Annotated in this window: 20 protein-coding genes; 4 read left to right on the top strand and 16 right to left on the bottom strand. The window is 66.8% G+C overall.

The features are described from left to right. Positions 1 to 71: 71 nt before the first annotated feature. Complete coding sequence (locus LG299_RS16370) at positions 72 to 2,189, top strand: S9 family peptidase (protein ID WP_404432154.1); 2,118 nt, start codon at positions 72 to 74, stop codon at positions 2,187 to 2,189. 49 nt (positions 2,190 to 2,238) lie between these two features. Here the strand turns inward: LG299_RS16370 and LG299_RS16365 are convergent, their stop codons facing one another. The 4 genes from LG299_RS16365 to coaBC form a co-directional block, all read right to left on the bottom strand. Next, positions 2,239 to 3,267 carry an ATP-dependent 6-phosphofructokinase gene (locus LG299_RS16365; protein WP_404432152.1) on the bottom strand — a complete coding sequence of 343 codons (1,029 nt, stop codon included), beginning with the start codon at positions 3,265 to 3,267 and terminating at the stop codon, positions 2,239 to 2,241. Positions 3,268 to 3,397: 130 nt separating this feature from the next. After that, positions 3,398 to 5,557, bottom strand: a complete 2,160-nt coding sequence (locus LG299_RS16360; RefSeq protein WP_404432150.1) for a DEAD/DEAH box helicase — start codon at positions 5,555 to 5,557, stop codon at positions 3,398 to 3,400. A 219-nt stretch (positions 5,558 to 5,776) separates the two neighbouring features. Further along, positions 5,777 to 6,676 (bottom strand): glycerophosphodiester phosphodiesterase, encoded by a 900-nt coding sequence (locus tag LG299_RS16355; RefSeq protein ID WP_404432148.1) that lies wholly within the window; start codon positions 6,674 to 6,676, stop codon positions 5,777 to 5,779. 74 nt (positions 6,677 to 6,750) lie between these two features. Next, positions 6,751 to 7,986, bottom strand: a complete 1,236-nt coding sequence (gene coaBC / locus LG299_RS16350; protein WP_404432146.1) for a bifunctional phosphopantothenoylcysteine decarboxylase/phosphopantothenate--cysteine ligase CoaBC — start codon at positions 7,984 to 7,986, stop codon at positions 6,751 to 6,753. Positions 7,987 to 8,034: 48 nt separating this feature from the next. On the opposite strand from coaBC, the gene LG299_RS16345 reads away from it, so the two are divergent. Then, positions 8,035 to 8,751, top strand: a complete 717-nt coding sequence (locus tag LG299_RS16345) for an NRDE family protein (RefSeq protein WP_404432144.1) — start codon at positions 8,035 to 8,037, stop codon at positions 8,749 to 8,751. A 22-nt stretch (positions 8,752 to 8,773) separates the two neighbouring features. Here the strand turns inward: LG299_RS16345 and LG299_RS16340 are convergent, their stop codons facing one another. Next, entirely contained in the window at positions 8,774 to 10,177 is a 1,404-nt protein-coding gene (locus LG299_RS16340; protein WP_404432142.1) for a glycosyltransferase, read from the bottom strand. Between the two features lie 52 nt (positions 10,178 to 10,229). Here LG299_RS16340 and LG299_RS16335 point away from each other — a divergent pair, with 52 nt between their 5' ends. Beyond that, entirely contained in the window at positions 10,230 to 10,880 is a 651-nt protein-coding gene (locus LG299_RS16335) for a TetR/AcrR family transcriptional regulator (protein ID WP_404432140.1), read from the top strand. A 2-nt stretch (positions 10,881 to 10,882) separates the two neighbouring features. Here the strand turns inward: LG299_RS16335 and LG299_RS16330 are convergent, their stop codons facing one another. Genes LG299_RS16330 through LG299_RS16285 form a run of 10 tightly spaced genes read right to left on the bottom strand, consistent with a single transcriptional unit; the run spans position 10,883 to position 18,810 of the window. Then, the gene (locus LG299_RS16330; RefSeq protein WP_404432138.1) at positions 10,883 to 11,746 is read right to left on the bottom strand and encodes an aldehyde dehydrogenase family protein; all 864 of its coding nucleotides are present in this window, start codon (positions 11,744 to 11,746) and stop codon (positions 10,883 to 10,885) included. After that, complete coding sequence (locus LG299_RS16325; RefSeq protein WP_404432136.1) at positions 11,743 to 13,185, bottom strand: aldehyde dehydrogenase family protein; 1,443 nt, start codon at positions 13,183 to 13,185, stop codon at positions 11,743 to 11,745. The genes LG299_RS16330 and LG299_RS16325 overlap by 4 nt, the downstream gene beginning before the upstream one ends. 23 nt (positions 13,186 to 13,208) lie before the next feature. Beyond that, positions 13,209 to 14,216 carry a deoxyribose-phosphate aldolase gene (deoC, locus tag LG299_RS16320; protein WP_404432134.1) on the bottom strand — a complete coding sequence of 336 codons (1,008 nt, stop codon included), beginning with the start codon at positions 14,214 to 14,216 and terminating at the stop codon, positions 13,209 to 13,211. 7 nt (positions 14,217 to 14,223) lie between these two features. Further along, positions 14,224 to 14,595, bottom strand: coding sequence for a hypothetical protein (locus LG299_RS16315; protein WP_404432132.1), 372 nt, complete (start codon positions 14,593 to 14,595; stop codon positions 14,224 to 14,226). Positions 14,596 to 14,628: 33 nt separating this feature from the next. Then, entirely contained in the window at positions 14,629 to 15,405 is a 777-nt protein-coding gene (locus tag LG299_RS16310; protein WP_404432130.1) for a hypothetical protein, read from the bottom strand. After that, the gene (locus LG299_RS16305) at positions 15,402 to 16,361 is read right to left on the bottom strand and encodes a bifunctional riboflavin kinase/FAD synthetase (protein WP_404432128.1); all 960 of its coding nucleotides are present in this window, start codon (positions 16,359 to 16,361) and stop codon (positions 15,402 to 15,404) included. Before LG299_RS16305 ends, LG299_RS16310 begins: the two co-directional genes overlap by 4 nt. Further along, positions 16,358 to 16,801: a hypothetical protein gene (locus LG299_RS16300; protein WP_404432126.1), complete on the bottom strand. Its 444-nt coding sequence runs from the start codon at positions 16,799 to 16,801 to the stop codon at positions 16,358 to 16,360. Before LG299_RS16300 ends, LG299_RS16305 begins: the two co-directional genes overlap by 4 nt. Positions 16,802 to 16,859: 58 nt before the next feature. Then, entirely contained in the window at positions 16,860 to 17,228 is a 369-nt protein-coding gene (locus tag LG299_RS16295) for a hypothetical protein (RefSeq protein ID WP_404432124.1), read from the bottom strand. Further along, a complete protein-coding gene (gene truB / locus LG299_RS16290) occupies positions 17,225 to 18,124 on the bottom strand; it encodes a tRNA pseudouridine(55) synthase TruB (protein ID WP_404432122.1) in 900 nt (299 codons plus the stop codon). Before truB ends, LG299_RS16295 begins: the two co-directional genes overlap by 4 nt. Next, complete coding sequence (locus LG299_RS16285) at positions 18,124 to 18,810, bottom strand: uridine kinase (protein WP_404432120.1); 687 nt, start codon at positions 18,808 to 18,810, stop codon at positions 18,124 to 18,126. The genes truB and LG299_RS16285 overlap by 1 nt, the downstream gene beginning before the upstream one ends. A gap of 32 nt (positions 18,811 to 18,842) precedes the next feature. Between LG299_RS16285 and LG299_RS16280 the strand changes: the two genes are divergently transcribed. Then, positions 18,843 to 19,709: an A/G-specific adenine glycosylase gene (locus tag LG299_RS16280; protein WP_404434928.1), complete on the top strand. Its 867-nt coding sequence runs from the start codon at positions 18,843 to 18,845 to the stop codon at positions 19,707 to 19,709. 56 nt (positions 19,710 to 19,765) lie between these two features. Here LG299_RS16280 and rbfA read toward each other — a convergent pair whose 3' ends face one another. Then, positions 19,766 to 20,260: a 30S ribosome-binding factor RbfA gene (gene rbfA, locus LG299_RS16275; protein WP_404432118.1), complete on the bottom strand. Its 495-nt coding sequence runs from the start codon at positions 20,258 to 20,260 to the stop codon at positions 19,766 to 19,768. Positions 20,261 to 20,374: the final 114 nt, after the last annotated feature.

The following is a 20,374-nucleotide window of genomic DNA, read 5'->3' as shown; positions in this document are numbered from 1 at the left end:
TCTCATCTTCGTCGCGCGAGGGCGTTCTGGTGTGACGCCCCGTCGTCCCGCGGCGGGTCGACTACCGTGGAATGGTGACCACTGACGCCGCCCCTGCCATCCCTCCCGTCGCCACCCGCACGCCGATCATGCGCAGCCATCACGGCGACGACGTTGAAGATGCGTACGAGTGGTTCCGCGCCAAAGATGATGCGGTCGTCATCGCGCACCTCGAAGCCGAGAACGCGTACACGCGGGCTCGGACGGCCCACCTCGAAGAACTGCGCGGGCGTGTGTTCGACGAGATCAAAGGTCGCACCCTCGAGACCGACCTCTCCGTACCGTCGCGCCGGGGCACCTGGTGGTACTACGGCCGCACGCTCGAGGGCCAGCAGTACGGCATCCAGTGCCGCGCTCCCCTGTCCTCCCCCGACGACTGGAATCCGCCGGTGCTTGCTCCCGACACCGAGGTCGCTGGCGAGCAGGTACTCCTCGACGGCAACATCGAGGCCGAGGGTCACGAGTTCTTCTCACTCGGCAGCTTCGAGGTGACCGCCGACGGCACACGCATGCTGTTCGGCGTCGATGTCGCCGGTGACGAGCGTTACGTCGTCCGCGTGCGCGACCTGGTCACCGGTGAGCAGTTGCCCGATGAGATCCCCGGCACCTTCGCCGGCGCGACCTTCTCGCCCGACGGTCGGTTCATCATCTACACCACCGTCGACGATGCCTGGCGGCCCGACACCGTGTGGCTGCACGAGATCGGCACCCCGGTCGAGTCCGACGAGAAGCTCTTCCACGAGCCTGACGAGCGGTACTGGGTGGGCGCCGGCTTCACCCGGAGCGACAAGTACCTCATGATCGGCGTGGGTTCCTCGATCACCTCTGAGGAATGGCTGGTGGATGCCTCGGACCTCCGAGCCGAGCCGCGCGTCGTGTGGCCGCGCGCCGAGGGCGTCGAGTACGACTCCGACCACGCCGTGGTCGACGGTGAGGATGTCCTCTTCATCCTCCATAACGATGAAGCCCTGGACTTCGAGTTGGTGCGGGTGGCAGCATCCGAACCCGCCGGAGAACGCACTGTCGTCGTGCCTCACCGTCCGGGCGAGCGTCTGCTGGGCATGTCGACCTTCCGCGATTGGGGCGTGCTGGGCTACCGTCGTGCCGGTCTTCCGCGGCTCGGCCTGCTCGACTACCGCTCAGGGAGGGTCGATGAGATCGACTTCGACGAGCCCCTTTATGCGGTGGGATCGGGTGGCAACCCCGAGTGGGCCCCGCCGCTCCTGCGGCTGGGCTACGGATCATTCGTGACGCCGGGCACGGTGTACGACTACGAGATCGCCACCGGAGAGCTGCATTTGCGCAAGCGGCAGCCAGTGCTCGGAGGGTACGAGCCGACCGACTATGGGCAGGCTCGCGTGTGGGTGACTGCCCAAGACGGCGCGCAGGTTCCACTCTCGCTCGTGTGGAAGCGTTCGTTCGGCGAGCCCGGCTCGGCACCTCGGCCGGTGCACCTGTATGGCTATGGGTCCTACGAGCACTCGATCGAGCCCGGATTCTCGATCCCGCGTCTGTCAGAGCTCGACCGTGGCGTGATCTTCGCCGTGGCGCACGTGCGCGGCGGAGGCGAAATGGGACGCCAGTGGTACGAAGACGGAAAGCTGCTGGCCAAGCGCAACACCTTCACCGACTTCGTCGACTGCGCGCGGCACCTTGTCGATTCGGGGTACACGACCCCTTCGACGTTGGTGGCGGAGGGAGGATCGGCCGGTGGTCTGCTGATGGGCGCCGTCGCCAACCTTGCACCGGAGTTGTTCGCCGGAGTCCTCGCCGATGTGCCGTTCGTCGATGCTTTGACAACGATCCTCGACCCGTCGCTTCCGCTCACGGTGATCGAATGGGACGAGTGGGGCGACCCGCTGCACAACGCGGACGTCTACGCGTACATGAAGTCGTACTCGCCGTACGAGAACGTACGTGAAGTGGAATACCCGAAGATTCTCGCCGTGACTTCGCTCAATGACACCCGGGTCCTCTACGTCGAACCTGCCAAGTGGGTCGCGCGACTGCGCGAGGTCGGCGCCGACGCGCTGCTCAAGTGCGAGATGGTCGCCGGGCACGGCGGCGTGAGCGGCCGCTACAACGCCTGGAAAGAGCGAGCGTTCGAGCTCGCCTGGCTGCTCGACACGCTCGGCGTCGCGGACGCCTGAGCATGTGATGACGGATGCGGTCTGCCCGAGGCATCCGTCACCACCAGGCTCAGCCGAACAGGGCGGCGGCCTCTTCGTAGCGGTAGAGCGGCACGGTGTTGAGCTCGCCCAGGGCGTCGGCGAAGGGAACCCGCACGATGTCGGTGCCCTTGAGTGAGACCATCTGGCCCCAGGCCTCGGCGACGACGGCGTCAGCGGCAGCGAGGCCGAGACGCGTCGCCAGCACCCGGTCAAAACCCGAGGGCGAACCGCCGCGCTGGATGTGCCCGAGGACGGTGGCCCGGGTCTCGATGCCGGTGATGCGCTCGATCTCGGGGGCGAGGACTTCGCTGATGCCACCGAGTCGGGGACGGTTGAAAGCGTCGAGGCCCTTGTCGCTGAACGCCTCGTCCATGTCCTTGAGCTTGAAGCCTTCTGACACGACCACGAGCGGGGCGCGGCCACGGTCGTGCGCTTTGGTGACCAGGTCGCACACCTCGTCGAGGGTGAGCGGAACCTCGGGGATAAGAATCGCGTGTGCGCCCGCAGCAATGCCGGCGTGCAGGGCGATCCACCCCACGTGACGGCCCATGACCTCGGCCACCATGCATCGCTGGTGTGAATCACCGGTGGTACGTAACCGGTCCATGGCCTCAGAGGCGATGTTCACGGCGGTGTCGAAGCCGAACGAGTAGTCGGTCGCGCGCAGGTCGTTGTCGATCGTTTTGGGGACGCCGACGACGTTGATGCCGTCCTTCGAGAGGCGGTCCGCGGCGGCGAGCGTGCCCTCGCCGCCGATGGCGATAATGCCGTCGAGGCGGTGGCCGTAGAGCGTCTTGGCGATGTTCTCCGCCCCACCGCGAGAGCCCTCGTAGGGGTTGGTGCGCGAGGTGCCGAGGATCGTGCCGCCAACCTTCGACAGGCCCTTGACCTCGTGGCGGGTCAGCGGAAAGAAGTCTCCATCGACGACGCCACGCCAGCCGTCGCGGATTCCGACGAACTCAAGGTCGTACGCCGTGGTCCCCTTGAGCACAACGCCGCGGATGACGGCGTTCAGGCCTGGGCAGTCGCCACCGCTCGTCAAGATTCCGATCTTCATGGTGTGGTCCTCGCTGTCGTTTGTCGGGTCGGCAACGTCGCCTCTCAGACACTATCGCCGGATGCCACGCCCCGGCCACACAGCAACGCCACAACCACGGCGCACCGACCGGAGAAACCGCCGCGAACGCCTACTCGCCGCCGAGGGCCTGACGCAGCAGGTGCATGAGCGCCGATAGCTGCACCGAGTCGCTGGACTGCGGGTCGACGGCTTCACCGTCGAGCGCGCGGGCCGCGAGCCCCTGCTTGGAGTCGATGAGTTCGGCGATCTTGGTGTCGATCGTGTGCGCGGCGATGATGCGCCACGCCGTGACCGGCTCGTCCTGCCCGATGCGGTGCACGCGGTCGATCGCCTGCGTCTGCTCGGCGGCCGTCCACGACAGTTCGGCCAGCACGACGTTCGACGATGCCTGCATGTTCAGCCCGACGCCCGCTGCGGTGAGCGAACACACCGCGATCCCGACGCTCGGGTCGTTGTTGAACGCATCGATCGCGATCTGGCGGGCGGGAGTGCTCTGATCGCCGCGGATCGAGATGGTCTTCAACCCGGCCGCCGCGAAGTGGTTCTCCGCCGCATCCATCACGTCGATGTGCTTGGCGAAGAACACGACCTTGCCTACCGAGCGCTGCAGTTGCACCGCGTAGTCCGCAGCGAGAAGAGCCTTTGCCTGACCGATCTTGCGGACCATGGTGAAGACGTTGTCGCCGCCGGTTCCTGCCGCCTTGGACTCTTCGAGCTCGCCCAGAGAAACCAGGCGCACGATGTCTTCGTCGATGGATCCGGGCTCGAGGCCGCGATCACCGCGCGCGTCGATAATGCGGCGGTACTTCGCGGCGAGACGCTCTCCGAGCTCGCGCTCAGCCTGACGAATCGACCGGCCGAACTCGTCGTCCAACTGCACGGGCAGGTCGGCGATGAGCTTGTCGGGCAGGTCGGCCGCGACATCCTTCTTCTTGCGACGCACGATGCCCATCGAAATCACGGCGTCGCGCGCTTCAGGATAGAAGGCCTTGTCGGCGGGGGTGAGCCCGGTCTGATCGAGTTTCTCCATCAACGCGGGACCCGGCTTCTCGCCGTTGGTCCAGCCGAGGTACCGCCAGATCGCGTCGAAATCCTCGACGTCGTTGATCAGCGGGGTACCGGTCAACGCCAGGAGGAGCGGGTTGCCGACCTGCTCGCGCAGGCGAGCGGCGAGCGCCAGCACGTTCTGCGAGCGCTGCGATCCGAGGTTCTTGATGAAGTGCGCCTCGTCGACGACCATGCCCTTGAGCCCGATGGAGCTGAGCCACGACAAGTGACGGTCGAGTACTTCGTAGTTGACGATGAACACGTCGGCGAAGGCGTCGATGTCTTCGCCGTCACCGTGGATCACGGTCGCACGGCGCTGCGGGGTCCACCGCTCGACTTCGCGTGCCCAGTTCATCTTGACGACGTTGGGAACGACCGCGAGAAGCGGGTAGGCACCTGCGACGGATGCTGCAAGCACCGACTCCGCCGTCTTTCCGAGGCCGGGCTCATCGGCGAGCAAAAAGCTGCGGTGGCCCTGCCGCACAGCCTCGACGAACCGCGACTGGTGGACCATGACCTCGAGCCCCTTGGGCGAGAGACGGTCGAACTCGGGAACGGGAGGAAGCTCCATCGAGGCAGCGCCGCCGCCGGCACCGGTCTCGAAGGCCTTGTAGAGGGGGCCCATGAGCTCCCAGCCGTCCAGGCGTCGGCGGGGCGTGGTCGCGGACGGCCTCCCCGTGAGATCGGGCGCGAGGAAGGGATTGGCCTCGCGGCGTGCCTCAACCTGGGGCGGAATGACCTGCCGCTCGGCGAGCGCAGCTGAGACGACCGGCTCAGACGTGCGCGCAACGTCGGTGATGATCAGTTCGTCGGGCGCGAGTTCGGCGCCGGATTCGAGCAGCCAGTCACGGCGCATCCGCTTGGCGACGGGCGACGTGGCCTGGTCGACCTCGAGAAGCTGAATGAGCGACGTGTCGCGGGCTGCGGTCTTGGCGAGGATCGTCGCTACGCCGTCAAGCCGCTTGAGCAGCTCCGCACGGGTACCGTCGGCCATCTCGCTATCGGCCTTGATGCGTGCGCGCTCTTCACGCATGAGGAACGCGATGACCTGGAACTTCACCCGGTTGGTCGGGCCGAGCTTTCCGCGCTGCGACTTCGCCTCGACCTCGCGCACCTTGCGCGCAAGGATCGGGATGATCGGGGCTTCCTCATCGCGTCGCGCCGTGGTGGGGCGACGGCGACGTTGAGACGACCGCTGTGCAGACGATGCCGTGGTCGGCATGCTCCTCCTGAAAGTAGGTGCCGGATGCTCCGGCGATACGCCGATCGGGACCGGCGAGGTTGCGTGCTCCCGCGGGCGGCTGGAGGGCCGTCACTGACACGGGGCGGGAAACCCTGTTCCCGGTCGCGGGCACTTGCTTCTGCGAGCTGCGACGTCGGGTGGGGGATCCCGAGTGTCAGTCTAGCGCCATCGACGCGATTGCGCGTCAGGACGCGACGATCACTCGTCGCCCGCGAGCGCTCGCTGCCAGGTGAGGAGGTCTGCGGGTTCGTCGGTGACGATGCCGTCAACCCCGAGATCGGTCATCGCCGTCCACTGCGTGTCGCTATTGAGCGTATAGACGACGATCCGAACCCCGGCAGCGTGGACGTCATCGACCATCGCGGGTCGTGCAAGCACGGCTTTGCGGTCCACGAGAATCCCCCGTACGCCGGCCTCATGCGCGGCACGCACGACATCGTCCGGGACGTGCTTGAGGATCAGAAGTCGCGGAATCACCTCGGAGGCCGCTTCGGCGAGAGCCAACGTCCGCGCATCGAAGCTTGCCAACGCGACACGTCGTTCGAGGTCGCGCGCGTTCACCTCGGCGGCGACTGCAGCGATGGCTGCAGCATCCCACTCCCCCTTCAATTCGATGAGTGAGCGCTGTGTGGACGCCGCGAGCACATCGAGGAACTCGGTGAAGGTGGGCACCGGCGTACCGGCGTAGGACGGGGCGAACCAGGATCCCGCGTCAAGCGCGCGCACCTCGTCGAGCGTGAGCGAGGCGATCGCACCGTGACCGTCGGTCGTGCGGTCAACGGTGGCATCGTGCATGAGGACGGGGTGTCGATCTGCGGTGAGCGCCACATCGACCTCGACGTAGTCGAATCCCGCAGCCAGCGCGGCGGTGATCGCCGGCAGGGTGTTTTCGGGAGCCGTCGCGCCGCCACCGCGGTGACTCGCGATGAACGCGGCATCCCCCGGCGTACGCGGATCACCGAGCAACTCGGTCGCGCCGACACGCCCAGGCGCAGTGCCGAGCAGGGCGACGAAGATGCTCGCGACAGCGAGCACGCACACAATCAACAGGGCCTGCGTCCGGTCGCGCGAGGTCGCGGAAGCGGGAGCGTCGGGCATCGGGCATGTCCTCCGGGGTACTTCACGTCGTCATCGACGTGACGTACACACTACATGCCCTCGTTACCTTTTCGTTACTCTCTGTTCACTTCGTCACGGGTGTTTGCGACGCAGTCCCACAGGACGTCGGCCACAACGCGTTTCGTGCCCGAACCTTCGCCCACAACGGTTCCCGTCCCGTCGACGATGAGCAACGTGTTCTGAGTGCTCTCGAAGCCCCGTTCCCAGCCGACTTCGTTCGCCGCGAGCAGGTCCACTCCCTTGCGCGACGCCTTGCTGCGCGCCCGGTCCAGCAGCGTCTCGCCCTCTGCGGGCGTCTCGGCGGCGAAGCCGACGATCGTCTGATCAGGGCGGCGATCACGCACGAGACCCGCGACGATGTCGTCGGTCTCGACGAGGTGTAGAACAAGCCCTTCTCCACCGGTGGACTCCTTGGTCAGCTTGCCCGGCGAGACGGCGTCGGCACGGAAGTCGGCGACCGCTGCCGCCATGACCACGACATCGGCCGCGGCCGCGGCGCGGGTCACCGCGGACTGAAGCTCTGCCGCTGTGCCCGCGTGCTCGAGAGTGATACGCGAGTGAGCGGATGCTTCTGCCAGCACCCCCTCGTCGACGTGCGCCGCCACTAAGACGACGGTTGCCCCGCGATCTGCCGCTGCGAGCGCGACAGCCACTCCCTGGCGACCGCTGGAGCGATTGCCGAGGAAGCGGACGGGATCCAGTGGTTCGCGTGTGCCACCCGCGCTGACCACGACACGAAGTCCCGCAAGGTCAACCGCCCTTTCGCCCACGACCGAGACGAGCGCTGCCTCGTAGATCGCCTCGGGTTCGCTCATCCGCCCGGGGCCACTGTCACCTCCGGTGAGCGCACCGTCGTCGGGTCCGACGATGATCACGCCGCGCTCCCGCAGGGTGGCGACGTTGTGGACAGTCGCCGGATGCCGCCACATTTCGGCGTGCATTGCGGGCGCGACGACGACCGGTGCCGTGGTGGCAAGTAGGGTCGTTCCCAGGAGATCGTCCGCGAGCCCTGCGGCCATCTTCGCCAGGCTGTTCGCCGTTGCGGGCGCCACGATGACGAGGTCGGCCGACTGACCGAGCGAGACGTGTCGCACGCGAGCGACGTCGTCGTGGACGGAGGTGGTGACCGGGTTGCGGCTGATCGCCTCCCAGGTCGGAATGCCGACGAACCGCACGGCATCCGCCGTGGGAATGACGTGGACATCATGGCCGTCCTTCACGAGGATGCGCACCAAGTGCACTGTCTTGTAGGCGGCGATTCCACCAGTGACTCCGACGACGACGAACATCATCCGATCTTGGCACGACCTCGGCCAACCTGAGAGGAACACCTCCCGATGTGCACCGTGATCATCCGCGTCCCCGAGTCCGCAGAGGAGCCGACGCGCGTCCTCGCGATCCGCGATGAGGATCCCTCACGCCCATGGAATCCGCTGGGCCGCTGGTGGCCCGAGGCCCACGAGGCCACCGTCGGCGTGCGTGACGTCCGGGCGGGCGGCGCCTGGTTGGCCGCCGACCCTGACACCGGGCGCCTCGCCGTCCTCCTCAACCGCGCGGACATCTCGGACCGACCGGAGTCGGAACTTCGCTCGCGAGGAGCGATCGTGCTCGACTCGGTGGCGGGCCGGTCGCCGGCAGGCGACCCCGGGACGCACGGTTTCAACCTGGTGGAGGTCGACGGCGCGCGCGCCCGCGTGCTGAGCTGGGACGGTCAGAATCTGCGGACGACCGATCTTGCCCCGGGCACGCACATGATCGCTCACGAAGACGTGGATGACCCTGCCACCGCGCGCATCACCGCGTGGCTCGAACCCTTCCGCGCCACCGCAGTGGGCGACGACGAACGCTGGTGGACTCCCTGGGTGACGCTGCTCGAAGAGACGACGAACCTCGAGAGCACGGATGACCGAGCGATCATTCGCGACAACCGCCCGTTCGGGTACCCGACCCTCTCACTGCTGGCGTGCGTCGCCTCGGTCAACTCGGACGATATCGACCTGCGCTACGGCGAACTCCGCGAGCCGGGCCACTGGGGCGGGCTCGACCTCAGCTGACGCTCGACGCCGAGCCCACCGCTCAGCGACGAAAAGGCCGACCGCCGCGCTCGTACTCGGCCGACGCGCCGAATGGCGGCGGCGAGACTGCATCCACCCTCGCTTCGGAGATCGTCGGCGCGGGTGGCACTGACGACCCGCGCCGCGCGGCCACGATGTCCTCCACGGCCGCGACGAACCCGTCTGCCCCAGGCGCCGCAGCGAGGTCGGCACCGATGCGAGCCGATGCCTCTCGATAGCGGGGGTCGGACAGCACTGTGCGCACCGCCGTGCGGACCTTCTCGGGTGTCGGGTGCCCCGTCTTGAGGTTGATGCCGACCCCTGACCACGCTACCCGCGCCGAGGTCTCGAGCTTGTCCTCGGTATCGCCTGCGACGACGATCGGAACGCCGTGCCGCATGGCAGCGTGGAGGCCCCCGTACCCTCCGTTCGTCACGAACGCCTTGATCCGCGGCATCAGCAGATCGTAGGGCAAGAACTCCGCGGAGAACGCGTTGTCGGGCAGCGAGGGAAGCTTGCCCACGGCGCGTCCGTCGGCGGCGCCCGTCGAGACCACGACGGTGACGGGCTCACCGGCGAGCCCGTCGAGGGTCGGGCCGATGAGTTCACCCAAGTCGTAATTCGCGGCTGTGCCCTGTGAGACATGAACGATGGGGCGCGAGTCGTCGAGTTGCTCCCACCAATCCGGCAGCGCACGCTTCTGCGTGACCGGCGGGGTCAAGGCCCCGAAGAATCGCACGTGTGCTGGCAGGTCGCTGCGCGGATACTCGAAAGACGGGACCGTGAACTGCCCGTACAGATCGAGCAGTCCGTCCTGGAAGAGGTAGTCGGTGAAAAAGAGGTCGCCGAGGCCCGGGAGGCCGTTCGCACGATAGAAGCGGTCGACGTCGCGGTGCACCGGGGCCAGGATCACTCGCCGCGCGATGGACTGCATCATTCTGTACTGCAGGCGGTGTGCCCTCGTGCGCGGTGGCGGCACACCGAGCCCGAACGGACCGGTATCGACGCTCGAAACCATGAGGGGAAACATCCCGACCGCTGCCAGAACGGGCCGCCCTGCCCGGAACGCGAAGAGCTGAGTGCCGACGAAGGCCAGGTCCGAGACGATCGCCTCGACGGACTCGGCGTCGAGCGCCGCCTCGATTGCGCCAAGTTGAGGCGGGCCGGGTCGAAGGAACGTATCGGTGAGTCCCTCGTTCATGGCACGCCGGCCACGTGGGCGACCCTTCAGCTCGATGTCGTCCAGCACGTCAGCTGCGGCGGGCAGAGCGAGTGGTTCGGCACCGAGCGCGCGGATCCGATCAGCGAATCGAGCGCCAGTCAAGACGCGAACGCGATGCCCGCGGCCGACGAGTGCACGCACGACGTCCAGGATCGGATTGACGTGAGACTCTGCCGGACTGGTGCAGACGAGGATTGATGACATTGCCGGGCTCCTTCCGACGCAACTCCCCTAATTTCGATATGGTATATCCATCATGAAAAGGGCACAAGAGGTTCCGTCGCGACGGCCCTACGACGCGAGCGGTCGGCGTCGGCGCGCCGAAGAACGTCGAATCGAAGTCATCCGTTGCGCGCTAACCGTCTTCTCGGAGAAAGGACTCGAGTCCACAACGATGGCGGATCTCGCAGCGGCGGCGGGTGTGTCAGTGCCCTACTTGGAACGCCTGGGCACGAAGGCAGATCTGTTCGCCATGGTGATCGAGCACTCGACCCTCGGCCCGGAAACGCAGACCGTGGAACGTGCGCGGAAAGAGTTCGACAAGGTCGCGCATCTGCTCTCGCGTGACGAGCTGATCGCACACATCGCTCGCGGGAGCGCCGAATGGAACGAGCGCTCCCATCGGTTGTGGCGAATGTGGGCAATTTCGACAGACACCGCCCTGCAGGCGCGCTGGCAACAGAACATGTCGGAGATCCGGGGCGGCTGGGAAGCATTCCTCACCCGGTTCGACGATCGCGGCTGGTGGCGATCCGATATCGCCCGATCCGAGCAGGCGGCAACACTGTGGATCCTCACGCTCGCCGAGACCTACGGGCGACTTGTCGAAGATGCTGGCCTGACGCACGAGGAATATGTCTTGTGGCTCGAGCGCGGCGTGCGTGCAGCACTCGTGGGCGACGGGTAGCTTCAGACCATCGACTTGGTGTGCCAGATGGTCTTGGTTTCGGTGAACGCCGTGATGCGGTCGATGCTCGGGGCCGCAGCATCCGGACCACTCTCCGGCGCAAGCACCCGCGTAAGCGTCTCTGCCGCTTTGATCTGTAGATCGATCCACTCGATGTCGCCTGCACCGACGAGGTCGAGTCCGTGAACGTCGGGGTGCGAAGCAATCCACGGTGCGATCTCGGCGGCAGACCCGGTGAGGATGTTCACTACTCCTCCGGGCACGTCGCTCGTCGCAAGCACCTCAGCGAGGCTGATCGCTGACAGCGGGAACTGTTCGGATGCCACGACCACGACGGTGTTGCCGGTCACGAGCGCCGGAGCCACAGCCGAGACAAGGCCGAGCAGCGAAGAGTCCTGCGGGGCGATGATACCGACCACGCCGGTCGGCTCAGGCACCGAGATGTTGAAATAGGGACCCGCGACCGGGTTGCCGTTGCCGGCGACCTGACCGAACTTGTCGCACCACCCGGCGTACCAGACCCAACGGTCGATGGCATCGTCAACCTCAGCGTTTGCTGCCGATGTCGAGGCACCGGTCTGCTGCGAGATCTCATCCACGAACTGTGCGCGGCGCCCCTCGAGCAGCTCGGCGACCCGATAGAGCACCTGGCCGCGGTTGTACGCGGTCGCGCCCGACCAGCCCTTGACGGCCGCGCGGGCGGCGGTCACGGCATCCCGAGCATCTTTGCGTGATGCCTTCGCGGCGTTGGCGAGGAAGTCGCCCTTCGCAGAGACAACCTCATAGGTGCGGCCCGACTCGGTGCGCGGGAACGCGCCGCCGATGTAGAGCTTGTAGGTCTTGGGCACGGTCAGTCGCTTGCTCACGCCGACGCTCCCTTCAGGTAGGCGAGAAGGCCGTGGCGGCCACCCTCGCGGCCATAGCCGGATTCTTTGTACCCACCGAAGGGCGACGCCGGGTCGAAGCGGTTGAAGGTGTTGGCCCAGATGACTCCGGCGCGCAGGCGGTCGGCGACCGCGAGGATGCGCGAGCCCTTGTCGCTCCAGATACCGGCCGACAATCCGTACGGTGTGTTGTTGGCTTTCTCGATCGCCTCGGCCGGGGTGCGGAAAGTGAGAACCGACAGCACGGGTCCGAAGATCTCATCGCGCGCAATGCGGTGCGACGCCTGCACGTTCGTGAAGATCGTGGGCGCGAACCAGAAGCCGTTGTCGGGAATCTCGCACGGCGCGCTCCACCGCTCGGCACCTTCGTCCTCGCCGATCTGGCTCAGCTCGCGGATGCGGTCGAGCTGCTCGCGAGAGTTGATCGCGCCGATGTCGGTGTTCTTGTCGAGCGGGTCCCCCATGCGCAATGTCGACAGGCGGTGCTTCAAGCGATCGACGACCTCGTCGTGGATGTTTTCCTGCACGAGCAGACGGCTTCCCGCGCAGCACACGTGGCCCTGATTGAAGAAGATGCCGTTGACGATTCCCTCGACCGCCTGGTCCAGAGGGGCGTCGTCGAAGACGATGTTCGCCGCTTTGCCACCGAGTTCAAGCGTGAGCTTCTTGTCGGTTCCGGCGACGGCCTTCGCGATCTCCCGTCCTACCGGGGTCGATCCGGTGAAGGCGACTTTGTTGACATCGGGATGCCGCACCAAAGCAGCTCCGGTGGCACCCGCTCCGGTCACGATGTTCACCACACCCGGGGGAAGATCTGCCTGCTGGAGGATCTCGGCGAAGATCATCGCCGAGAGCGACGTGGTCTCGGCAGGCTTGATCACGACGGTGTTGCCCGCGGCAAGCGCCGGAGCGACCTTCCACGCGAGCATCAGCAGCGGGAAGTTCCACGGGATCACCTGGGCGGCTACGCCCAGCGACCGCGGGTTCGCCCCGTAGCCCGCGTAGTCGAGTTTGTCGGCCCACCCGGCGTAATAGAAGAACCAGGCTGCCACCAAGGGAACGTCGACATCGCGCGACTCTTTGATCGGCTTGCCGTTGTCGAGGCTCTCGGCGACCGCGAGCTCGCGCGCGCGCTCCTGGACGAGCCGCGCGATGCGGAAGAGGTACTTTCCGCGATCGCGGCCGCTCATCTTCGACCAGGTCTTGTCGTAGGCGCGGCGCGCTGAGGCGACGGCGGTGTTGACATCGGCTTCGGTGGCCTCGGCGATCGTCGCGATGTGCGACTCGTCAGCGGGTGAAATCGTCGCGAACCCCTTGCCGCTGCCGGCACGGAACTCACCGTCGACGAACAGCCCGTAGCTGTCGCGCAGGTTCAGGATCGCCCGCGACTCTGGCGCGGGTGCGTATTCGAGAAAGCTCATGATTCAGGGTCCTCAGTCGACTTCTAGTCGATCGTCACGTAGTCGGCGCCGGTGTAATGCCCGGTGCGAAGTTTCTGGCGCTGCAGCAGCACGTCATTGAGCAGGCTGGATGCTCCGAACCGGAAGAGGTGCGGCTGCAGCCACTCCTCGCCCACCGTTTCAGCGACGGTCACGACGTACTTGATCGCGTCCTTCGAGGTGCGAATACCACCGGCCGGCTTGACGCCAACCCTCTCGCCCGTAGCTCGATACCAGTCCCGCACGACCTCGAGCATCAGCAACGTGGTCGGCAACGTCGCCGCAGGCTGCACCTTGCCTGTTGAGGTCTTGATAAAGTCGCCGCCGGCGAGGATCGCCAGCCACGAAGCGCGCTTGATGTTGTCGTACGTGTTCAACTCGCCGGTCTCGAGAATGACCTTCAGCGACGCGAACGACCCGTCCGCACGGCGACATGCCTGCTTGACCTGGGCGATCTGGTCGAACACGAGTCCATAGCGTCCGGCGAGGAAAGCACCGCGGTCGATCACCATGTCGATTTCGTCCGCACCGTGGGCCACTGCCTCGGCGGTGTCGGCGAGTTTGATCTCGAGCGACGCTCGTCCGCTGGGAAACGCCGTCGCGACGGCCGCGACCGAGATCAGCCCGTCATCGGGGTCCCCGTGGGCCGCGCCGAGCGCGGCCACCGCGTACGGGACCATATCGCCGTAGACACAGACCGCGGCAACGCGCGGGCACGTCGGGTCCGAGGCATCCGGATGCAACGCCTTCGCGACGAGCGAACGAACCTTGCCCGGGGTGTCAGCCCCCTCCAGCGTTGTCAGGTCGATGAGGTCGATGATCTTGTCGAGCGCCCACGCCTTGGACGAAGTCTTGATCGACCGCGTACCGAGACCTGCCGCGCGCTGCTCGAGGCCGACGGCGTCAACGCCGGGAAGGCCGTGCAGGTAGCGCCGCAGGGTAGTGTCATCGGGCTCGCCACCCAGCAGCGCGACCGCGCGCTCGGGAAGCGTCTGCACGTCAGTGCGACTCATGGCTCTCCTAGTTTCTTGAGGCGGTGCGCAGCACACGCGCGTGCCGTCGTAGCACGATCACCCCGATGCCGATGATGACCACGAATGCGATCGTCAGGCTCGTGAAAGCGAACCAATTGTTATCGAGGGCGAGCACAATGCCGGCCGCGATGACCGCGATCGCCGCGGCCGCCAACTTCGAAGTGAACCTCAAGCCTACCCCGGGTGCGAGGTGACCGTCCGGGTACTGCGCTCGTGCCGCGACGAGATCGGCGAAGGCATCCAGTGTCGCCAGCAGTGACGCCGAGTACGCCACCGCGCAACCGAGAGCACCCCACAGGTTGACCGGCTTTGCGGCCACCGCGGTCTCGGCAAAAGCGATCAGTGAGGCGAAATCCACGCCCTGATCGTATTGCGCGCGTGCCGTGTCGGTCTATGGACCCGGGCGCGGAGCAGGTGGGAAGCTGCCGTGGACCGGATCGACTGCGGGATCGACCGCGTCGAGAAACTGCTCGATCGTCAATCCGCGGCGGGCGGCCGCCTTCTGGACCCGGTCCGCGATCGCTCGGGCAGAGGCATCCGTCACCGACCCGACTGCCGCGCGTTCCGCAGCGTCGTCGCGCAAAAGAAGCGACATGACCGGCACGATGACGGCGCCGAGAGCAGCGAGGATCGCGACGATACCGAGCACTCTCGGGAAGACATCGGAGTCAACGTCGCCAGCCCAGATCAGGTAGATCACCATTGCAACCACGATGGCGAAGAGACCCAACGTCACCCACAACCCCACACGAACAACCGGTCGACGTCGATCGGCGAGCAGAAGCAAGAGCGAAGCGAGAGCGGATGCTGCGGTCAGGGCGATTCCCGTACCCAGAAGCCTCCACACCGCGTCGCCCTGCGGAAGTCCCTCCGATGCCCACAGCAGCACCAGCGACCACGCCAGAGTGACGAGCGAGATGACGACGCCCGCAACCCCGAACGCGCGCAGGCGTCGGCCCAGGAGCGAGGCGCAGCACAGCACTGCGACGCTGAACGCACCGACGATGGCCGTCGTCGCGAGCACCTTGCCTGCCGGCTCGCCGAGCGAACCGCCCAAGAGGACGGTGATGCCCCCGATGGCTGCGAGGCCGAACGAGATGACGATGATCCACACGATCAATCGCCGCAGCACAGAGACAGAAGGCGGTGCGGGGGATTCAGTCGTCATGCCAGTGACTGTCGCACATGGCGGACATCATCCGCCATCTGCTCTTTGAGAGCCTCGACGCCTTCGAAGGCGATCATCCCCCGAACTCGCGCAACGAACTGCACCTCGACACGGTGACCGTAGAGATCGAGATCGGTCTCATCGAGCACGTACGCTTCGACCTGGCGCACGAGGACGTCGTCAAAAGTCGGGTTGGTTCCGACGCTGATCGCGGCGGGATAACGGATGCCTCCGCGCAGCCCGTCCGCAGATCCTTCGTCGATCAGCCACCCCGCGTAGACGCCGTCCGCCGGGATGAAGCCTTCGAGATCCGGCGACAGGTTGGCCGTCGGGTAGCCCAACTCGCGACCGCGCTTGAGTCCATGCACCACCTCACCCCAGACCGAGGGCGCTCGCCCCAGCAAGCGCGCCGCGGTGGTCACCTCGCCCTCGGCGAGAAGCTCGCGAATCCACGTCGACGAGACGCGCCGTCCGCCGTCGATCGCGCGGACATCGCCCAACACCTCTACTTCGAAGCCGAATTCGCGGCCGAGATCGCGCAACACGTCGGGAGTGCCCGCTCCCCCGCTGCCGAACCGGAAGTCGGCGCCCACCAGCACGACCCGCGCATCGAGGGCATCGACGAGGATGCGGGTGACGAACTCTCGCGCGGTGAGGTCGGCCAGTGCGCGGTCGAAGGTCAGCATCAGCGTCGCGTCGATCCCGGTCTCGGCGAGCAGTTGCAACTTCTGGTTCTCACCGATGAGGCTCTCGGGGCACAGCTCGGGGCGCAGCAACGCGAGCGGGTTTCGGTCGAAGGTCACCGCGACCACGCGCGCGTCGCCGGTCGCAGCATCCACCCGCGCGCGATCGATCACCGCACGGTGGCCGTAGTGCACACCATCGAATTTGCCGATCGCGACGACCGACGGGCCGAAGCCCGCGGCAATCTCGGCCGGGTCGCGAAAGACGATCACGGGGCGACCGCTACCGCTTCAACCTCGGGCACCCGTGTGCCCGGGCGATGGGTGATGAGCCACCACAAACCGAAGAACGGCAGCACCAAGGGGATGAACAAGTACCCGGCTCCGAACCACGACCACACCGTCTGGTGGGCGAACAACTCGGGGAGGACGAAGGTGAGCGTGCCGACGACGAGGACGCCGACGAGTTCGAACACGATCGCAATCCATGCGACCCGGTACCACCGGGGCGAGCCGGCGAACACGAGAGCGAGCGTGGCGAGGATGTACACACCCGCCGCGAGCGCGGAGAGCGTGTACGCCAGCGGCGCCTCATCGAAGGCGCGGACGATCTGGACGAAAGAGCGACCGGTGGCGGCGAGGGCCATGATCGCATAGACGATCACGAGGACTCGGCCGATGCCGGTCATGCGGGGGCGAGCGGATGACGACATGACAGGTCAAGTCTAGGAGCCGCGGAAGGCGCCGAGCGCCGAGCGGAACCCGCACCGGTCAGGCGACCTGGACGGTCCAGATGGCGTGCATCCGCCACACCATGATCGCGACCGCGAGCGCCGCGATGCCCAGGATCACGGTGCTCCAGCGGCTGCGCTCGAGCAGGGCCCAGAACACGGCCGCCGGCGGCAAGAGAGCCGCAGAGACGAGGTACACCCAAAACTCCAGCAGGCTCCCCGTTGGCGGATTACCCACCGCGGGTGCGATGAGCGCCATGGCGATCTGCGCGATGAGGAGAAGTTCAACCAGTGCGAGCGCGCCGACCGAGAGGTCGCTGGGGCGGCGACCCGCGAGGCCCAAGACGATGCAGAGCACCCCGGCGATCGCTGCGACCGAAACTTGAACGAGGGTGAACCACAGGATCATCGGAATGCCTCCGTCGGCATATTCATGGCGCTCTTCACGTCGGCGGCGCGCCGCTCGACGATGCCGACGAGGACGCCGTCGGGGTCGACGGCCGCGGTCGGGTTCTGCGGCATGCGCGACGCGGCGCCTACCAGTCGCTTGCCTTGCCGCAGATCGCGCGCCTCTTCTGCGGTGACATCCAGTCGCCCCACGACGGCCTCGGCAACGTCAGTCGGCGAACGGAGCACGGCACCCTCGAGGGCGTCGGCAACCGCCGCTCCCGCGAGCGTGAACGGCCCGATGCGGGTGCGGCGCAACGCGGTCAGGTGACCGCCCACCCCCAGCGCTGCACCGAGGTCTCGGGCGAGCGCGCGAATGTACGTGCCGCTCGAGCACTCCACGATCACCTCCAGGTCGATCACCTCACCTGCGGCACCTGCCACCCGCCGCATCGAAAGCAGGTCGAACCGCGAGACCGTGACCCGGCGCGACTTCAACGCGACCTCTTCGCCGGCTCGGACGAGGTCGTACGCGCGCTTGCCGCCGACCTTGATCGCCGAGACGCTGCTGGGCACTTGCTCGATCTCCCCCGTCAGGGCGGTGATGCCCTGGGTGATCTCCGAATCAACGATGGCCGAGGCATCCGTCGTCTGCGTCGACTGACCTTCGGCGTCATCGGTGTCGGTCGCGACACCGAGCCGGATCGTCGCTTCGTACGTCTTGTCGAGTCCGACGATGTACGTGAGCAACCGGGTCGCGCCCTCGACTCCGAGAATCAGGAGTCCGGTCGCCATCGGATCCAGGGTTCCTGCGTGGCCGATCTTGCGTGTGCCGAGCGCCTTGCGGGCGCGCGAAACGACGTCGTGGCTCGTCATCCCACCCGGCTTGTCGACCAGGAGTACACCTGCATCCACCATCAGCAGAAGTCCCCGTACACGCGCACGGGGTGCGCTGGGTCGTTGTTGTCGACGGTGACGGATGCCTTCTCCCGCGGTTTCGCGTCGCGGAGGTAGAGCTCTTGTCCCTGGCGGTAGCGCGCGTTCGAGGGTGCCGCGGGGTCGGGATCGCCGCCGTCGCGCTCGGCCATGCGAGCCGTCGCCACCTCGGGGGCGACCTCGAGCCAGACCGACCAGTTCCATAGGCCCCTCAGCTCGGGGCGATGCAGGAAGATGCCGTCGATGATGAGCACAGCGTCCCTCGGCGCGGTCACCCACACCGACTCGACCGGCGCGTCGCGGCGCACGTCGAAGACCTCGAGCTGGAACCCGGTGGTGGCGTTCGTCTGCCACCCCTCGCGGAACGGGTCGATCAGCACGCGCCGGAACGTCGGGTAGTCGTACGAGTCGAGGTAGAACCCCTCAGGGCTCTGAGGTCCCCGTTCGTAGCGTTCGACGCGCGGGCGGTGAAAGCCGTCGATAGAGGCCCGGAAGACGGCTGCTCCGGTCTCGGCGAAGATCTCGGCCAGAGCATCAGCGAAGACCGTCTTGCCTGCGCCGTCGATCCCATCCACGGCGATGATCACGCGTCCGCCGCGGTTGTTGTGACGCACCTCATCGCGCAACGCACGCAACAGCGTGGTCGCCGGCGTGATGGGAAGGCGCATGTTTCTACTTTATGGTCGTGTGAGTGAAACCCATGCCCGACCTCGCGACGCCGCTTATCGCGTGGTACCGCGAGAACGCTCGGGATTTACCGTGGCGGCATCCTGAGTTCGGCGCGTGGGGCATTCTCGTGAGCGAGTTCATGCTGCAGCAGACCCCCGTCGCGCGGGTCATCCCCCATCTCGAAGCATGGCTGGAGCGCTGGCCCACCCCTTCGAGTTTGGCGGCGGATGCTCCGGCCGAGGCGGTACGGCAGTGGGCGAACCTCGGCTATCCGCGTCGGGCACTCTGGCTGTATCGCGCGGCAGTCGAGATCCGCGATCGGCACGATGGTGTCGTCCCCCGGGACGTGGACGCGCTCCTCGCCCTCACCGGCATAGGCGACTATACGGCGCGCGCGGTGGCGGTCTTCGCCTACGGCGACCGGCATCCCGTCGTCGACACGAATACCCGTCGCGTGCTGGCCCGCGCCATCGACGCCAAGTCCCAGCCCGAAGCCCCTGCTCGGAGGGACCTCGCCGCGATGGACGCGATCCTCCCCCGCGACGATAACGAAGCCGCGATCGTGAATGCCGCGACCATGGAGCTCGGAGCCGTTGTGTGCACTGCGCGGAGCCCCCGTTGCGAGGCTTGCCCGGTCGCGCGGGTGTGCGGGTGGCGCGTGGCGGGCTACCCCGACACCGGCGACGATCGCCGCAAGCAGGCGCGCTACGAAGGCAGCGATCGTCAGGCGCGTGGTGCGGTCTTGAAACAGCTGCGGGATGCTGCTCCCCAGCCGATCCCCTTCGACGAGGTGATCGCGCAATGGCCCGACGCGCCGCAGCGCGACCGGGCGATCGACTCGCTCATCGCCGACGGGCTGGCCGAGGCATCCGACGACGTCCTTCGACTGCCCTCCTGAACTCGCACCGCACGACAACAGAAAATCGCAACAGCACGTTCTCCGGCGCCGGCGCGCTAGACGGACTTTTCGTCGTTCTCGTCCTCAAGATCTTCGTCGATCTCAGCGTCGGATTCATCCGCGTCGACGTCGAACTCACGGGGCTTCACGTACGGGTCGGCATCGCCGGCATACGTCGCCCCTGCCGCGAGCCCCGCAACCGCCGCGTCGCGCTCGCGCGCCTCGCGCAGCAGGTCGGCGATGTGATCGGCGTTCTCGGGGATCGCGTCGAGGAAGAACTCCAGCGATGGTGTCAGTCGGGTGTTGAGGTGCTTGCCGACTTCGGTGCGCAGCATCCCGGTCGCGGACTTCAGTGCTGCGGCCGTGTCGGCACGCAACGCGTCGTCGCCCATGACGGTGTAGAACACCGAGGCGTGCTGCAGGTCGCCGGTCACCTTCACATCGGTGATCGTGACGAAGCCGAGGCGCGGGTCGCGCAGCCCCTTCTCGAGGCGCTCAGCCAGAACCACACGGATGCGGTCGGCCACTCGTGCTTGACGTTCGCCAGCCATTTTCTTCTCTTCTCTCTTGACCACCGGGCGGGAGAACCGGCGGAGGTGACGGATGTCCCGCACAGGCAGTCGGGGTCTTGGGGGTTCCCGTTGCCTGAGCGGGACATCCGTCTC

The sequence above is a fragment of the Microbacterium lacus genome (assembly GCF_044794305.1).
Classification (GTDB): domain Bacteria; phylum Actinomycetota; class Actinomycetes; order Actinomycetales; family Microbacteriaceae; genus Microbacterium; species Microbacterium lacus_B.
This window is presented reverse-complemented; position numbering and strand designations above follow the sequence as displayed.

Excerpts from the sequence above, each read along its gene's own strand:
- LG299_RS16370 (WP_404432154.1), top strand. The coding sequence starts at position 72 with ATGGTGACCACTGACGCCGCCCCTGCCATCCCTCCCGTCGCCACCCGC.
- LG299_RS16365 (WP_404432152.1), bottom strand. The coding sequence starts at position 3,267 with ATGAAGATCGGAATCTTGACGAGCGGTGGCGACTGCCCAGGCCTGAAC.
- LG299_RS16360 (WP_404432150.1), bottom strand. The coding sequence starts at position 5,557 with ATGCCGACCACGGCATCGTCTGCACAGCGGTCGTCTCAACGTCGCCGT.
- LG299_RS16355 (WP_404432148.1), bottom strand. The coding sequence starts at position 6,676 with ATGCCCGACGCTCCCGCTTCCGCGACCTCGCGCGACCGGACGCAGGCC.
- coaBC (WP_404432146.1), bottom strand. The coding sequence starts at position 7,986 with ATGTTCGTCGTCGTCGGAGTCACTGGTGGAATCGCCGCCTACAAGACA.
- LG299_RS16345 (WP_404432144.1), top strand. The coding sequence starts at position 8,035 with ATGTGCACCGTGATCATCCGCGTCCCCGAGTCCGCAGAGGAGCCGACG.
- LG299_RS16340 (WP_404432142.1), bottom strand. The coding sequence starts at position 10,177 with ATGTCATCAATCCTCGTCTGCACCAGTCCGGCAGAGTCTCACGTCAAT.
- LG299_RS16335 (WP_404432140.1), top strand. The coding sequence starts at position 10,230 with ATGAAAAGGGCACAAGAGGTTCCGTCGCGACGGCCCTACGACGCGAGC.
- LG299_RS16325 (WP_404432136.1), bottom strand. The coding sequence starts at position 13,185 with ATGAGCTTTCTCGAATACGCACCCGCGCCAGAGTCGCGGGCGATCCTG.
- deoC (WP_404432134.1), bottom strand. The coding sequence starts at position 14,216 with ATGAGTCGCACTGACGTGCAGACGCTTCCCGAGCGCGCGGTCGCGCTG.
- LG299_RS16310 (WP_404432130.1), bottom strand. The coding sequence starts at position 15,405 with ATGACGACTGAATCCCCCGCACCGCCTTCTGTCTCTGTGCTGCGGCGA.
- LG299_RS16300 (WP_404432126.1), bottom strand. The coding sequence starts at position 16,801 with ATGTCGTCATCCGCTCGCCCCCGCATGACCGGCATCGGCCGAGTCCTC.
- LG299_RS16295 (WP_404432124.1), bottom strand. The coding sequence starts at position 17,228 with ATGATCCTGTGGTTCACCCTCGTTCAAGTTTCGGTCGCAGCGATCGCC.
- truB (WP_404432122.1), bottom strand. The coding sequence starts at position 18,124 with ATGGTGGATGCAGGTGTACTCCTGGTCGACAAGCCGGGTGGGATGACG.
- LG299_RS16285 (WP_404432120.1), bottom strand. The coding sequence starts at position 18,810 with ATGCGCCTTCCCATCACGCCGGCGACCACGCTGTTGCGTGCGTTGCGC.
- LG299_RS16280 (WP_404434928.1), top strand. The coding sequence starts at position 18,843 with ATGCCCGACCTCGCGACGCCGCTTATCGCGTGGTACCGCGAGAACGCT.
- rbfA (WP_404432118.1), bottom strand. The coding sequence starts at position 20,260 with ATGGCTGGCGAACGTCAAGCACGAGTGGCCGACCGCATCCGTGTGGTT.